Source organism: Sphingomonas sp. Root710, from assembly GCF_001429065.1.
GTDB lineage: Bacteria > Pseudomonadota > Alphaproteobacteria > Sphingomonadales > Sphingomonadaceae > Rhizorhabdus.
The window spans coordinates 94,593-108,841 of record NZ_LMIB01000017.1 but is presented as its reverse complement, the minus strand read 5'-3'; the positions used below and the strand labels follow the sequence as shown (position 1 = coordinate 108,841).

Here is a 14,249-nt window from a genome sequence, read left to right as displayed (position 1 = left end):
CCATTCGTGTCCGCTGGCTTTCATCCGCTGAAGATCAAGGACGTCCGCCGCGAGACCGAGGACGCCGTTTCCCTGTGCTTCGACCTGCCCGAGACGCTGGCGGAGGATTTCCGCTTCACCCCCGGCCAGCACCTGACGCTGCGCACCGAGATCGACGGCGAGGATGTCCGCCGCAACTATTCGATCTGCGTCGCCCCGCATGAAGGCGAGCTGCGCGTCGCGATCAAGAAGATCGCGGGCGGCGCCTTCTCGACCTGGGCGAACAGCGCGATTGCGATCGGTGACACGCTCGAGGTGATGCCGCCGCATGGCAGTTTCACCTGGAGCTTCGACGCTGCACGCGCCGCCAGCTATGTCGGTTTCGCGGGCGGATCGGGGATCACCCCGGTGCTGTCGCTGCTCAAGGCGACGCTGGAGGCCGAGCCCAGGAGCAATTTCGTGCTGCTCTACGGCAACCGCGCCTCCAACTCGATCACGTTCCTCGAAGAGATCGCCGCGCTCAAGGACCGCTTCATGAGCCGGTTGCAGGTCTATCATTTCCTCGAGGACGAGGAGGAGGATGTCGACCTGTTCAACGGCCGCCTCGACAGCGCTAAGGTCGCCGAGGTCCTCTCGACGCTGGTCGATCCGAGCGCGATCGACGCCGCCTTCATCTGCGGTCCTGGCCCGATGATGGACGCGGTCGAGGAGGGGCTGACCAAGGCGGGCGTTCCCGCCGACCGCATTCTGCTCGAACGCTTCACCGTCGGCGCGATGTCGGCGGCGCAGGCGGCGGCGGTGCGCGACCTCGAGCAGAAGGCGGCGGGCCGCAAGGTTCAGGTCACCCTCGATGGCCGCAAGCGCAACCTGATCTTCGACGCCGGCAAGGGCAGCATCCTGGAAAATGCCCGCGCCGCCGGCCTGCCCGCGCCCTTCGCCTGCAAGGCCGGGGTCTGCGCCACCTGCCGCGCCAAGCTGGTGCAGGGTGAGGTGAAGATGGTTGCCAATTACGGGCTGTCGGCGGAAGAGGTTGCGCAGGGCTATGTCCTGACCTGCCAGGCGGTGCCGATGACCGACGACGTCGTCCTCGATTATGACGCCTGAGCTGATCAGCGAGGCGGCGGCGGACGGCGTCCTGCTGCTGCGCCTCTACCGGCCCGAGCGCCGCAATGCGCTTGCGACTCCGTTGCTCCGCACGCTCGCCGATGCGCTCGCCGCCGCCGATGCCGACGGTGCGATCCGCGTGGCGATCATCACCGGCAGCGACAGCCTGTTCGCCGCCGGAGCGGATATCGACGAACTCGCGGCATCGACCAGCGACGACCCGATCGAGAGCCCACGCTTCCAGGCTTGGGCCGCGATCCGCGCCTTCTCCAAGCCGCTCATCGCGGCGGTGGAGGGCTGGTGCCTCGGCGCAGGCCTCGAACTCGCGCTGCGCTGCGACCTGATCGTCGCCGGAGCCAAGGCGCGCTTCGGCCTGCCCGAAACCAATCTCGGCATCATGCCGGGCGCGGGCGGCACCGCGATCCTGCCGCGCCTCGTCGGGCTGCGCCGGGCGACGGCAATGGTGCTGACCGGCGAGCCGATCGGCGCCGAGGAGGCGCTGCGCGCGGGGCTGATCACCGAGGCGGTGGCCGATGGCGAAGCCGCCGCCGCCGCGACCATGCTGGCCGCGAAGCTGGCGGCACGCGCGCCGCACGCGCTGCGCACCGCCAAGGCAAGCCTCCGCCAGGCGGCCGAACTGCCGCTGGAAGAGCATCTGCTGAGTGAGCGGCGCGCCTTTGTCGGCCTGCTCGGCGGCGCGGAAAAGGAGGAGGGCATCGCCGCCTTCAGGGAGAAACGCGCGGCACGCTGGCCTTAACGGTGCACGCCCCGGGAGAAGATATGGATCGCGCGAGGCGCCGTGATCGGTGCTGTTCGCGCGGCAAGACATAGCATGCCCGCTATCTGCGCGGCAGGAACGTCGATGCATGAGGAAAGAACCGAGATGACCGTCAAACTGATCGCGCTGTACCGCAAGCCCGCCGACGAGGCGGCCTTCCTCGCCCATTATTACGACGTCCATCTGCCGCTCGTCGCAGCGACGCCGCATCTCGCGAAGACGGTGATCAACCGTGTCACCGGGTCGCCGATGGGCGAGCCGCCCTATTTCCTGATCGCAGAGATGCATTTCCCCGACCGCGCCCGCTTCGACGAGGCGATGGCCTCGCCCGAGAACCGCGCTGCCGGCAAGGATCTGATGAGCTTCGCGCGCGAGATCGTCACACTGCTGGTGGCCGAGGAGGCCTGAGCGGCTTCTTCATTCCATTTGCGCATCTACAGATGAAGGCATTGCGTTTGTCATCGGATGATGGCGAGCGCAAAATCGATCCCATCGCCTCATGATCATGAGGAAATCCGATTAGTCGCGGCGATGGGAGAGCGACATGACCAAACATCTGATGGGTTTGTACAACCGCGCACCGATCGAGGTGGCCGAGGGGCAGGGCGTCTGGCTGACCGACGTGGCAGGCCGCCGCTATCTCGATTGCGTCGGCGGCATCGCCACCGATGCGCTGGGCCACGCCCATCCCCGGCTGATCGCCGCCCTGACCGATCAGGCGCACAAGCTCTGGCACGTCTCGAACATCTTCCGCATTCCCGGCCAGGAGGAACTCGCCCGGCGCCTGACCGAAGCCTGCTTCGCCGACGTCGCCTATTTCGCCAATTCGGGGACCGAAGCGGTCGAATGCGCGCTCAAGGCGTCCCGCCGCTATCATGCGGTCGGCGGCCAGCCCGAGCGGATCGACGTGATCGGCTTCGAGGGGTCCTTCCACGGCCGCACCTATGCGGCGGTGAACGCGGCGGGAAATCCCTCCTATCTCGACGGCTTCGGTCCCCGGTTGCCGGGCTATGTCCAGCTGTCGATCGATGACGAGGCCGCGCTGGCCGAGGCAATCGCACGCCCCACCACGGCGGCGGTGATCATCGAGCCGGTGCAGGGCGAGGGCGGCGCGCGTGCGCTGCCCGGCCCCTGGCTCCAGCGGCTGCGCGCGCTCACCCGCGCGCATGGCGTGCTGCTGATCTATGACGAGGTGCAGAGCGGCATGGGCCGCACCGGCAAACTCTTCGCACATCAGTGGTTCGACGATGCCGCGCCCGACATCATGACTATCGCCAAGGCGCTGGGCGGCGGCTTCCCGGTCGGCGCGTGCCTCGCCACCAGCGACGCCGCTCGCGGCATGACGGTGGGCGTGCATGGCTCCACCTTCGGCGGCAACCCGCTCGCCATGGCGGTCGCACTCGCGGCCTTCGACGAGATCGCGAAGCCGGAAACACTGAAAGCCGCGCGATCGGCCTCGGCCTATTTCGTCGAAGGATTGAACGCGGTGCGCAGCCGCTATCCCGACGTGATCGCCGAGGTGCGCGGCAAAGGCCTGCTGCTGGGCCTCAAGATGCATCCCAACAACCGTGAGTTCATGGGGCTGGCGCGTGACGCCGGGCTGCTGATCGCGGGCGGGGGCGAGAATTGCGTCCGCCTGCTGCCGTCGCTGCTGATCTCCGACGCCGAAATAGATGAGGCGCTGATCCGGCTTGCCGATGCCTGCGCGGCGGCGCGCGCCGCTATGGCGCAGGCGGCTTGATCTGATGCTACAATCGGCAGCGGCTTCTAAGGAATCATCCATGACCGATCAAAGCGCCCGGGCTGCGGGCGGATTCATGTGGGACGATCCGTTCCTGCTAGACGACCAGCTCAGCGACGAGGAGCGGATGATCCGCGACGCGGCGCGCGACTATGCGCAGGGGCAACTCCAGCCCCGCGTGATCGAGGCCTATCGCGAGGAGAAGACCGACCCGGCGATCTTCCGCGAAATGGGCGAACTCGGCCTGCTCGGCGCGACCATCCCGGCCGAATATGGCGGCGCGGGCGTCGGCTATGTCGCCTATGGCCTGATCGCGCGCGAGGTCGAGCGCGTCGACTCAGGCTATCGTTCGATGATGTCGGTACAGTCGTCGCTCGTGATGCACCCGATCTATGCCTATGGCTCCGGAGCGCAGAAGCGCCGCTATCTTCCCAAGCTCGCCTCGGGCGAATGGATCGGCTGCTTCGGGCTCACCGAACCCGACGCCGGATCCGACCCCGGCGGCATGAAGACGCGCGCGACGAAGGTCGATGGAGGCTACCGCCTCAACGGCTCCAAGACCTGGATCTCCAACGCGCCGATCGCCGACGTCTTCGTGGTCTGGGCCAAGTCCGACGCGCATGGCGGCAAGATCCGCGGCTTCGTCCTTGAAAAGGGGTTGAAGGGCCTGTCCGCGCCGAAAATTGAGGGGAAGCTGTCGCTGCGCGCCTCGATCACCGGCGAGATCGTCCTCGACGAGGTCGAGGTGGGCGAGGAAGCGCTGCTTCCGAATGCCGAAGGCCTCGGCGGCCCGTTCGGCTGCCTCAACCGCGCTCGCTACGGCATCAGCTGGGGCGCAATGGGCGCGGCGGAGTTCTGCTGGCACGCCGCACGCCAATATGGCCTCGACCGCAAGCAGTTCGGGCGCCCGCTCGCGCAGACCCAGCTCTTCCAGAAGAAGCTGGCCGACATGCAGACCGAGATCGCGCTGGGCCTGCAGGCTTCCTTGCGCGTCGGCCGCCTGTTCGACGAAGGCCGGATGGCCCCCGAGATGATCTCGATCGTCAAACGCAACAATTGCGGCAAGGCGCTTGATATCGCCCGGATGGCGCGCGACATGCATGGCGGCAACGGCATCTCCGACGAGTTTCAGGTGATGCGCCACATGGTCAATCTGGAAACGGTCAACACCTATGAAGGCGCGCACGATGTCCACGCGCTGATCCTGGGCCGCGCCCAGACCGGGCTCCAGGCCTTCTTCTGAGACCAAGATGGACCGGGCCCAGATCGTCCATGACAATTTCCTGCGGCGGGTCGCAAGCGGCGACCTGCCGCAGGGGCGTCCGCCGGCCGGGCCGCTGACCAACACGCAGGCGGTGTCGATCTACCGCTCCGCCTGCCTGTCGCGCGCGCTCGACCGGGTCAGCCGGGCGATGCAGGCCAAGGGCCAGGGATTCTATACGATCGGTTCGTCAGGCCATGAAGGGATGGCCGCGGTCGCCGCCGCGCTGCGGCCGACCGACATGGCCTTCCTCCACTATCGCGACGCCGCCTTCCAGATCGAGCGCGCCAATCAGGTCCCCGGCCAGTCGATTGCCTGGGACATGCTGCTGTCCTTCGCCTGCTCGACCGAGGACCCAATCTCGGGCGGCCGCCACAAGGTGCTCGGCTCGAAGGCGCTCAACATCCCGCCGCAGACCTCGACGATCGCGAGCCATCTGCCCAAGGCGGTCGGCGCGGCCTATTCGGTCGGCCTCGCCCGGCGGCATCCGCCCGAGCATCAGGTGCTTGCCGACGACGCGATCGTGATGTGCTCGTTCGGCGACGCCTCGGCCAACCATTCGACCGCGCAGGGCGCGTTCAACGCCGCGCAATGGACCAGCTATCAGGGGGTCCCGCTGCCGCTGCTGTTCGTCTGCGAGGACAATGGCATCGGCATTTCGACCAAGACGCCGAAAGGCTGGATCGCCGCCACCTTCGCTCAGCGGCCTGGCCTCGAATATTTCGCCTGCGACGGCCTCGACCTCTACGACGCCTATCGCGTCGCCAGCGACGCCGCCGCCTATGTCCGCGCCCGGCGCAGGCCCGCCTTCCTGCATATCCGCACCCTGCGCCTCTACGGTCATGCCGGCGCGGACATGCCCACCACCTATATGCCGCGCGAGGAAATCGAGGCGGAGGAGGCGCATGATCCGCTGCTGCACGCGGCGCGGCTGCTCGCCGAGGTCGGCGCGCTCGATCTCGACGACGCGCTCGCCATCTATCAGGAGACCGGAGCGCGAGTCGAGCGGATCGCCGCCGAGGCGGTGACCCGCCCCCGGCTGCGCACCGCGCCCGAGGTGATGGCCAGCCTGATCCCCCCGCCGCGCAGCTGCATGATCGGCAACGGCCCTTCGGACGAGGCGCGCGCCGCGGCCTTTGGCGGCGACCTCAAGGCGATGGACAGCCCGCAGATCATGTCGCGGCTGATCAACTGGGCGCTGACCGACCTGATGCTGGCGCACGGCGAGATCGTGCTGATGGGCGAGGATGTCGGCCGCAAGGGCGGCGTCTATGGCGTGACCCAGAAGCTCAGCGCCCGCTTCGGCCCGAGCCGCGTCATCGACACGCTGCTCGACGAACAGTCGATCCTCGGGCTCGGCATCGGCATGGCGCACAACGGCTTTCTGCCGATGCCGGAGATCCAGTTCCTCGCCTATCTCCACAATGCCGAGGATCAGCTGCGCGGCGAGGCGGCGACGCTGCCCTTCTTCTCCAACGGCCAATATAGCAATCCCATGGTCGTCCGCATCGCCGGGCTCGGCTACCAGAAGGGCTTTGGCGGCCATTTCCACAACGACAATTCGGTCGCGGTGCTGCGCGACATCCCCGGGCTGATACTTGCCTGCCCGTCCAACGGTACGGACGCGGCGATGATGCTCCGCGAATGCGTCAGGCTGGCGCGCGAAGAACAAAGACTGGTGGTGTTCCTCGAGCCGATCGCGCTCTATCCGATGCGCGATCTGCACGAGCCCGGCGACAATGGCTGGCTCGACCTTTATCCCGACCCGTCCGAGCGGATCGCCTTCGGCCAGGTCGGCGTGCATGGCGATGGCCGCGACCTCGGCATCCTGACGTTCGGCAACGGCACCTATCTGTCGCGGCAAGCGCAGAAGCGGCTGGGCGAAGAGGGGATCGATGCGCGGGTGATCGACATGCGCTGGCTCTCGCCTATTCCCGAGGACGGCATCGTCGCCGCCCTGGAGGGCTGCGCCAACGTGCTGATCGTCGACGAGACGCGGCGGACCGGCGGGGTGGCCGAGGCGCTGATGGCGCTGCTCGCCGAACGCACCTTCCTGCCCCATGCGCGGCTGACCGCCGAGGACAGCTTCATCGCCACCGGCCCGGCCTATGGCGCGACCATGCCCTCCACCGATCAGATCGTCGCGGCGGCACGGCGATTGGTGGGCGGCGCATGACCCGCAAGGCGGTGGTGATCTGCCCGGGCCGGGGCACCTATAACAAGGCCGAGCTCGGCTATCTGCACCGGCATTTCCCCGATCCGGCGCTGCTGGCGGACTTCGACGAGCAACGCCGCGCGGGCGGCCAGCCGACATTGTCCGAACTCGACGGTGCCGAGCGTTTCTCGATCGCCACCCACACGCGCGGCGACAATGCCTCGGGGCTGATCTTTGCCGCGACGCTGGGCGACTTCCTGTCGATCGACCGCGACGATATCGAGGTGGTCGCCGTCACCGGCAATTCGATGGGCTGGTATTCTGCGCTCGCCTGCGCGGGCGCGGTGACGCCCGCAAGCGGCTTCCGCATTGCCAACACGATGGGCACGCTGATGCAGCAGACGCTGATCGGCGGCCAGCTGATCTATCCCTTCATGGACGACGACTGGCACCCGCAGCCCGAACGCCGCCAGCATCTGCTCGACATGGTCGCCGACATCGCCGCCCGCCCCGGTCATGCGCTTTATCTCTCGATCGCTCTGGGCGGGATGCTGGTGCTGGCGGGGAACGAGGCCGGGCTCAGCGCCTTCGAAGCGGCGGTCGAACCCGCCGGGCAATTTCCGCTGCGGCTCGGCAACCACGCCGCCTTCCACACCCCGCTGATGGCCCCCGTCGCCGCACAGGGGCGGCAGGCGCTGCCGGTCGATCTCTTCACCGGCCCCGCATTGCCGCTGATCGACGGACGCGGGGCGATCTGGTGGCCGGGCGCGACCGATGCCGACGCGCTGCGCCACTACACGCTCGATCATCAGGTGGTGGAGAGCTACGATTTCGCCCGCGCGATCACGATCGCCGCACGTGAATTCGCGCCCGACCTGTTCATCATCACCGGGCCCGGCACCACGCTGGGCGGCGCGGTGATCCAGTCGCTGATACTCGCGGGCTGGCGCGGCATGACCGGCAAGGCGGATTTCCAGGCGGCGCAGACCGAACGGCCCCTGCTGGTCTCAATGGCGATGCCCGAACAGCGCGCCACCGTCATCGCCGGTTGACGCCCCCGCCCGCCACCGGCGGACGGGGACCATCATCGCTTCAGAACCAGGCGCGCAGGCCGACGAGCAAGGCCAGCCCGCCGACATCCTCACCCGCAAGGCGGCGATAGTCGGCGGTGCCGCCCAGCGCGCGCTCATAGTCCACGCCGATATAGGGCGCGAACTCCGGCACGAACTCGTAGCGCAGCCGTAGCCCCGCCTCGACCGTGGACACGCCCGAACCGACCCCGATCGACGGCACGTCCTGGGCCGCCAGGTCGAGTTCGACGCGTGGCTGAAGGATCAGCTTGTTGGTGATGCGCTGATCATATTCGGCCTCGACCCGCGCGGTCAGGTCGCCGCGATCGGACAGGAAAGCGGCGGCGTCGATTTCGAACCAATAGGGCGCGAGCCCCTGCACCCCGAGCACGAGATGCGCGCGATCAGGCTTCGGCCGAAGATCATAGCGAACGCCGGTCTGCAGGTTGAACCAGGGGTTCAGCGCATGGCTCCACAGCGCCTGCACCTCGGCAGATTCGACGCGGTCGCCGAAGCCGCCCTCGCCCTCCGCCTTCACCCATAGCCGGTCATAGTCACCGCCATACCAGCCCTCACCGTCCCAGGCGTAACCGTCATGACCGTCCTTCGCCCGATATTCGAGCCGGTCGAGCATCAGCTTGCCGCCCCGGAAGGTGCCATGCTCGGTGTAGACGCCACGCCGCGCGGGGACCATCGCTTGCGCCCCCCATATCGCGTCGGCGGCATATTCGGGACCGCTCGACGCGGCCGCCGAAGGCCCGGCTACCGGCGGCGCGGCAGGCCGGGGAGCCACCGCGGGTTTGCAATGCCCCATCGCCGCATGCTCCGGCGGGCAAGCTGGATCGGCAGCAGGCGCGGGCATCGCGTGATCCATATGCCCGGCATGCTGGGCGGCGGCGGGTGCTGCGGCGGCGACCAGGATCGCGGCGGCGAAAACGCGGATCATGCTGCACCTCCATCGTCGAGCGGCCGCACCTTCACGACGTTCATCATGCCGGCATGCATGTGGAACAACAGATGGCAGTGGAACGCCCAGTCCCCCGGCGCGTCGGCGGTCAGGTCGAAGCTCGCCTTGCCCCCCGGCATGACGTTGACGGTATGCTTGATGGGATGGCCATGCGCCTGCCCCGTCACCAGCTCGAAGAAATGGCCGTGGATGTGGATCGGGTGGTTCATCATCGAATTGTTGATCAGGTTCACCCGCACCCGCTCGTTGCGTTCGAAGCGGATCGGTTCGGCCCCTTCATTCATCTTGCGGCCGTCGAGCGACCACATGAAGCGCTCCATATTGCCGGTCAGGTGGATATCGACGCTCCGCGCGGGCGGACGCCTGTCATGGAAGGGCACCAGCGGCGCGAGCTGGTGATAGGTCAGCACGCGATGCGGCTCCTTCTCCAGCCCCAGCGGACGGTCTCCGGTCCGGTCGACCGGCATCGGCGCGATCATGTCGACGCCGACGCCGACATCGACGCTGGCCGGAACCGATGTCTTGTCGCGCATGCTGTGATGCATCGGCGCGGCAGGCTGACCCGGCGTGCAATGGCCCATCGCGGCATGCTCGGGCGGACAATCGCCGCCGCTCCCCCCGCTCATGTCCATGCCGCCCATCCCCATGTCGCGCATCGACAGGGTCGGACGCGGGCGCAGCAGCGGCACCGCCGCGACCATCCCGGCGCGTGGGGCGAGCGTGGCACGCGCCATGCCCGAGCGGTCGATCGCCTCGGCGGCGATCGTATAGGCCTGGCCGGCGGTCGGCGTGACGATCACGTCATAGGTTTCGGCGACCGAAATCTGGAACTCGTCGGTCTCGACCGGGCGGACATTCTGGCCATCGGCCTGCACCACCGTCATCGGCAGGCCGGGAATACGGACGTTGAAGATCGTCATCGCCGAGGCGTTGATGAAGCGCAGCCGCACCCGCTCGCCGGGGCGGAAAAGCCCGGTCCAGTTCTCCGCGGGTCCATGGCCGTTGATCAGGAAGCTGTAGGTCGATCCGCTGACGTCGGCGATGTCCGCCGGATCCATCCGCATCGCACCCCATTTCGCCCGCTCGGCGGCGCTCATCGTGCCGTCGGTGATGGTCTGCCGCTGCCGGTTGAAATAGCCGCCCTTCTGCTTGAGCTTGACCATCACTTCGTGCGGATGGAGGAAGGTCCAGTCCGACAGGACGATGACGTGCTCGCGGTCATAGGGTGCGGGTTCGGCCCCCGCCGGATCGATCACCAGCGGGCCATAATGGCCGACCTGCTCCTGCAAGCCCGAATGCGAATGATACCAGTAGGTCCCCGATTGCTTGATCGGGAATTCATAGGTGAAGGTCGTGCCCGGCTTGATCCCGGGAAAGCTGATCCCCGGCACACCGTCCATATGAAAGGGCAGGATCAGCCCGTGCCAGTGGATAGACGTGTCCTCGTTCAACGTATTTTCGACATGCAGCCGGACGGTCTGCCCCTCGCAAAGGCGGATCAGCGGGGCGGGCAGCACCCCGTTGATCGTGATCGCATGGCCGGCGCGGCCGCCCACCTTGAACATGTCATGGGCAATGCGCAGCCGGATATCCTCGCCGCTCAGCGTCGGCATGTCGGCCCGCAGCCCGGTGGAGCCGCTCTGCGCCCAGGCGGGAAATCTGCTGTCGAGCCCAAGGCCCGCCAAGCCAAGGGCGGCGGCGCGCAGCACGCTACGCCGCTTCATCATATGAGTCATTTCATCATCCTGTCTGATCGAAAGGCCGCCGTCCGGGCGGCCGATATCCGGTCCGTCAGGCGTGGCGCGGAGGCGGCGTGTCGCCTTCGAGCAGGATGCCGCCGAGCGACGACATCATAGGGATCGGCGCGGCGGCGGGACGCGTCACCATCCGCACGGCGATGCGCGGCACTGCCACCTCGACCGCCGAACAGACACCGCTGCATTGGGATTGTTTCGTCGGGCCATGCTGGTCGCCACCGCCGCCATTCTCGGCGCAATGGCCGGCAGCCGGGACCATGCCAGTCGGTTGCCCGCACGCCATCGTCATGGCGAGAGGCGCGACCAGCATCCCCCACAGAACGGCACAGGCAATGAGCCATCGCGGCAACATCGGAAGAAGCTAGGCGCAACCGGCAAAGGCCGCAAGGGCGAGAGCGCGGAGACGCCAACGTATCTCGCCGAAATATTTTTCGTAACTTTGGTATGGGATCATATTACCGTTCGGTACTAGAAGTCATCGCGACTCGGTGATGGTGAGGGATGACGATGATGATGCCGCCGGTGCGATATGCGGATCTCGGCCCGGTCCGGATGGCCTGTTACGAAGCGGGAATGCCCAGCGCCCGGCCGCCCCTGATCCTGTGCCACGGCTTTCCGGAAACGGCCTTTTCCTGGCGGCACCAGATCCCCGCACTGGCCGCCGCCGGCTGGCACGTGATCGCGATCGACCAGCGCGGCTATGGCCTGACCACCTCTCCGCCAGAGGTCGAGGCCTATGACGCCGAGGCGCTGTGCGGCGACTATGAGGCGCTGCTCGATCATCTGGGCGTCGGCCAGGCGATCTTCGTCGGGCATGACTGGGGCGGGGCGATGGTCTGGCAGATGGCGATGCGGCGGCCCGGCCGGGTCGCGGGCGTCATCAGCCTCAACACCCCCTTCCAGAAGCGCGCCCCGGCCGATCCCATCGCCATCATGCGCGACCGGATGGGCCCCGACATGTACATCGTCCATTTTCAGAAGCCGGGCGAGGCAGACGCGATGTTGGCCGATGCACGCCGGTCGCTCGACTATCTGTTCCGCCTGCCGCCTGCCGGCGAGGGCGAGACCCGCGGCTATGGCGAACGGTGGCGTGGCGAGGGGCCCTCGATCTTCCCGCTGGCGCATGAGATCGCGGCCCACGACCCCGCCGCCGATCGCCGCGAACATTTCCTGACCGGCGAGGAGTTCGAGGTCTTCGTCGAGGCCTTCGAGCGAACCGGCTTCACGGGCGGCATCAACTGGTACCGCAACATCACCCGCAACTGGGAAACGGCGGCGGCCTATGAACATATCATCCGGCAACCGAGCCTGATGGTGCTGGCGGAGAAAGATCCCTGGCTGTCGCCATCTTCGGCGGCCGGCATGGACAAGATCATCCCCGATCTAGAGACCGTGCTGGTCCGGGATTGCGGGCATTGGAGCCAGCAGGAGCGGCCCGAGCAGATCAACGCCATCATGCTCGACTGGCTCGATCGCCGGTTCCCGTCCGCCGCCGCCTGACGCCCGCGGGGGCCAACCGATAAAAAAGGAGAAGATCATGGCTTTTGAAGGACGCGAGCTCCGCTCGAAGATCGATGCTGACGGCAATCTGACCCTGTCTCTCGACGTCGTGCAGACCGACGCGCCGGGCGACGACGAGATCGTCGTCCGGGTCGAGGCCGCGCCGATCAACCCCAGCGACCTCGGCCTGCTGCTCGGGCCCGCCGACCTGTCGACGCTGCGCCCTCTGGAGGGCCGGGACGGACTGGCCCTGACCGTCCCCCAACAGCGCCTGTCGAGCGTCACGGGACGGCTCGGTCAGGCGCTGCCGGTCGGCAATGAAGGCGCGGGAACCGTGGTCGCGGCGGGGCGCAACGCCAAGGCGCTCGAAGGCAGGCTGGTCGGCATGTGGGGCGGGGCGATGTACGCCGATTATCGCAAGATCGCCGCGCGCGACGTCATTCCGCTGCCCGCCGGAGCGACCGCCGCCGACGGCGCTTCGATGTTCATCAATCCGCTCACCGCGCTCGGCTTCGTCGAAACCGCGCGGCGCGAAGGACATAAGGCGATCATCCATACCGCCGCGGCGTCCAATCTGGGGCAGATGCTGCAGAAGATCTGCCTTGCCGACGATATCCCACTCATCAACATCGTGCGCTCGGCGGAGCAGGTGGAGATATTGCGCGGCATAGGCGCCGCCCATGTCCTCAACAGCCAGGACGCGGACTTCGCCGAACAGCTCGACGCGGCGGTCGAAGCGACCGGCGCCACGATCGCCTTCGACGCGATCGGCGGCGGTCCCCTCGCCACGCAGATCATGCAGACGATCGAGGCCGTGGCGGCCCGGTCGATGACGACCTATAGCCGCTATGGATCGAACCAGTTCAAGCAGCTCTATATCTACGGCGCGCTCGATCCATCGCCGCTGATCCTCAATCGGTTGCGCTTCGGCTTCGAGTGGAGCGTGTCGGGCTGGCTGCTGATGCCGTTCCTCGCCAAGGCAGGCGCGGAGGTCGTTAGCCGTCTGCAGCAGCGTGTCGCCGACGAGCTGACCACGACCTTCGCCAGCCATTACAGCCGGGTCATCGGCCTCGCCGAAGCGCTCCAGCCCGACATCCTGCGCGCTTATGAGAAGAAGGCGACCGGCGAGAAATTCCTGATCGCGCCCTCGCGCGGCTGAGGCCGGCGCGCGGGCAACGGCGGAAACAGACCGGCCCGAGCCCTCCCTTTCCCATGGAAAGCGGAGGGTTTCTGCATGCCCGGCGGCCAGCCGAGAGCGGAATTTTTGTCGGGCACTCACCTTCATTGATCGACGATCTTCATTTTCGAATTATCCCATTATGGTTGATTTCTGATCCCTATATTGTAGGACAATCTAAATTGAATCGAACGGAGATTCCCATGGAGCCTAGCGCGTTCGGCGGAGGTGCTGTTCGACAATGTCCGCGTGCCGGCCGAAAATATGCTGCTGGGCGAAGGCCGCGGTTTCGACATCGCCCAGGGGCGGCTCGGGCCGGGCCGCATCCACCATTGCATGCGGCTGATCGGCATGTCCCAACGGGTGCTCGAACGGATGTGCCGCCGCGCCGCACTGCGCCATCCCTTCGGCCGCGCGCTGGCGGAGCAGACGGTAACGCTGGAACACATCGCCGAGGCGCGCATCATGATCGAACAGGCCCGGCTGCTGACGATGAAGGCCGCCGACATGATGGACCGGGTCGGCAACAAGGCGGCGCGGCAGCAGATCGCGATGATCAAGGTCGCCGCGCCGCTGATGGCGCAGCAGATCTTCGACTGGGCGATCCAGATGTTCGGCGGCGGCGGCACCAGCAACGACCATTTCCTTGCAGCGGCGTTCGCCAATGCGCGGCTGCTGCGCCTTGCCGACGGACCCGACGAGGTGCACCGCAACCAGATCGCCAGGCTGGAGATGCGCCGCCACCGCGACGCCGATCCGG

General features: G+C 67.2%; 12 protein-coding genes and 1 pseudogene. 10 read left to right on the top strand and 3 right to left on the bottom strand.

Going from position 1 to position 14,249, the window contains the following annotated elements:
* Positions 1-6 precede the first annotated feature (6 nt).
* The 7 genes from paaE to ASE00_RS19940 all read left to right on the top strand — a co-directional run bounded on the left by paaE (position 7) and on the right by ASE00_RS19940 (position 8,070).
* Positions 7-1,083 carry a 1,2-phenylacetyl-CoA epoxidase subunit PaaE gene (gene paaE / locus ASE00_RS19970; protein ID WP_056383485.1) on the top strand — a complete coding sequence of 359 codons (1,077 nt, stop codon included), beginning with the start codon at positions 7-9 and terminating at the stop codon, positions 1,081-1,083.
* Complete coding sequence (locus tag ASE00_RS19965; protein WP_056383484.1) at positions 1,073-1,840, top strand: enoyl-CoA hydratase-related protein; 768 nt, start codon at positions 1,073-1,075, stop codon at positions 1,838-1,840. Before paaE ends, ASE00_RS19965 begins: the two co-directional genes overlap by 11 nt.
* A 105-nt stretch (positions 1,841-1,945) precedes the next feature.
* A complete protein-coding gene (locus ASE00_RS19960; RefSeq protein ID WP_200957978.1) occupies positions 1,946-2,269 on the top strand; it encodes an EthD family reductase in 324 nt (107 codons plus the stop codon).
* 136 nt (positions 2,270-2,405) lie between these two features.
* The gene (locus tag ASE00_RS19955; protein ID WP_056383483.1) at positions 2,406-3,602 is read left to right on the top strand and encodes an aspartate aminotransferase family protein; all 1,197 of its coding nucleotides are present in this window, start codon (positions 2,406-2,408) and stop codon (positions 3,600-3,602) included.
* A 40-nt stretch (positions 3,603-3,642) separates the two neighbouring features.
* Complete coding sequence (locus tag ASE00_RS19950) at positions 3,643-4,845, top strand: acyl-CoA dehydrogenase (RefSeq protein ID WP_056383482.1); 1,203 nt, start codon at positions 3,643-3,645, stop codon at positions 4,843-4,845.
* Between the two features lie 7 nt (positions 4,846-4,852).
* Positions 4,853-7,039 (top strand): thiamine pyrophosphate-dependent enzyme, encoded by a 2,187-nt coding sequence (locus ASE00_RS19945; RefSeq protein ID WP_056383481.1) that lies wholly within the window; start codon positions 4,853-4,855, stop codon positions 7,037-7,039.
* On the top strand, positions 7,036-8,070 hold the full coding sequence (locus tag ASE00_RS19940; protein ID WP_056383480.1) for an ACP S-malonyltransferase: 1,035 nt from the start codon (positions 7,036-7,038) through the stop codon (positions 8,068-8,070). Before ASE00_RS19945 ends, ASE00_RS19940 begins: the two co-directional genes overlap by 4 nt.
* Positions 8,071-8,110: 40 nt before the next feature.
* On the opposite strand, the gene ASE00_RS19935 is transcribed toward ASE00_RS19940, so the two are convergent.
* From ASE00_RS19935 to ASE00_RS19925, 3 genes are all read right to left on the bottom strand, one after another.
* The gene (locus ASE00_RS19935) at positions 8,111-9,034 is read right to left on the bottom strand and encodes a copper resistance protein B (protein ID WP_082594864.1); all 924 of its coding nucleotides are present in this window, start codon (positions 9,032-9,034) and stop codon (positions 8,111-8,113) included.
* Positions 9,031-10,779, bottom strand: a complete 1,749-nt coding sequence (locus ASE00_RS19930) for a copper resistance system multicopper oxidase (RefSeq protein WP_414819868.1) — start codon at positions 10,777-10,779, stop codon at positions 9,031-9,033. The genes ASE00_RS19935 and ASE00_RS19930 overlap by 4 nt, the downstream gene beginning before the upstream one ends.
* Before the next feature lie 67 nt (positions 10,780-10,846).
* A complete protein-coding gene (locus ASE00_RS19925; protein WP_056383478.1) occupies positions 10,847-11,122 on the bottom strand; it encodes a hypothetical protein in 276 nt (91 codons plus the stop codon).
* Positions 11,123-11,313: 191 nt separating this feature from the next.
* Here ASE00_RS19925 and ASE00_RS19920 point away from each other — a divergent pair, with 191 nt between their 5' ends.
* From ASE00_RS19920 to ASE00_RS23135, 3 genes and pseudogenes are all read left to right on the top strand, one after another.
* Positions 11,314-12,312 carry an alpha/beta fold hydrolase gene (locus tag ASE00_RS19920; protein ID WP_056383477.1) on the top strand — a complete coding sequence of 333 codons (999 nt, stop codon included), beginning with the start codon at positions 11,314-11,316 and terminating at the stop codon, positions 12,310-12,312.
* 37 nt (positions 12,313-12,349) lie between these two features.
* On the top strand, positions 12,350-13,471 hold the full coding sequence (locus ASE00_RS19915; protein ID WP_056383476.1) for a zinc-binding dehydrogenase: 1,122 nt from the start codon (positions 12,350-12,352) through the stop codon (positions 13,469-13,471).
* Between the two features lie 243 nt (positions 13,472-13,714).
* Positions 13,715-14,239, top strand: a pseudogene (locus tag ASE00_RS23135) (acyl-CoA dehydrogenase family protein); the annotation flags it as partial.
* Between the last annotated feature and the right edge of the window lie 10 nt (positions 14,240-14,249).

Coding starts and splice junctions, on each gene's coding strand:
- ASE00_RS19935 (WP_082594864.1), bottom strand. CDS start 9,034: ATGATCCGCGTTTTCGCCGCCGCGATCCTGGTCGCCGCCGCAGCACCC.
- ASE00_RS19940 (WP_056383480.1), top strand. CDS start 7,036: ATGACCCGCAAGGCGGTGGTGATCTGCCCGGGCCGGGGCACCTATAAC.
- ASE00_RS19950 (WP_056383482.1), top strand. CDS start 3,643: ATGACCGATCAAAGCGCCCGGGCTGCGGGCGGATTCATGTGGGACGAT.
- ASE00_RS19965 (WP_056383484.1), top strand. CDS start 1,073: ATGACGCCTGAGCTGATCAGCGAGGCGGCGGCGGACGGCGTCCTGCTG.
- ASE00_RS19955 (WP_056383483.1), top strand. CDS start 2,406: ATGACCAAACATCTGATGGGTTTGTACAACCGCGCACCGATCGAGGTG.
- ASE00_RS19925 (WP_056383478.1), bottom strand. CDS start 11,122: ATGCTGGTCGCGCCTCTCGCCATGACGATGGCGTGCGGGCAACCGACT.
- ASE00_RS19945 (WP_056383481.1), top strand. CDS start 4,853: ATGGACCGGGCCCAGATCGTCCATGACAATTTCCTGCGGCGGGTCGCA.
- ASE00_RS19960 (WP_200957978.1), top strand. CDS start 1,946: ATGCATGAGGAAAGAACCGAGATGACCGTCAAACTGATCGCGCTGTAC.
- ASE00_RS19930 (WP_414819868.1), bottom strand. CDS start 10,779: ATGAAGCGGCGTAGCGTGCTGCGCGCCGCCGCCCTTGGCTTGGCGGGC.
- ASE00_RS19920 (WP_056383477.1), top strand. CDS start 11,314: ATGACGATGATGATGCCGCCGGTGCGATATGCGGATCTCGGCCCGGTC.
- ASE00_RS19915 (WP_056383476.1), top strand. CDS start 12,350: ATGGCTTTTGAAGGACGCGAGCTCCGCTCGAAGATCGATGCTGACGGC.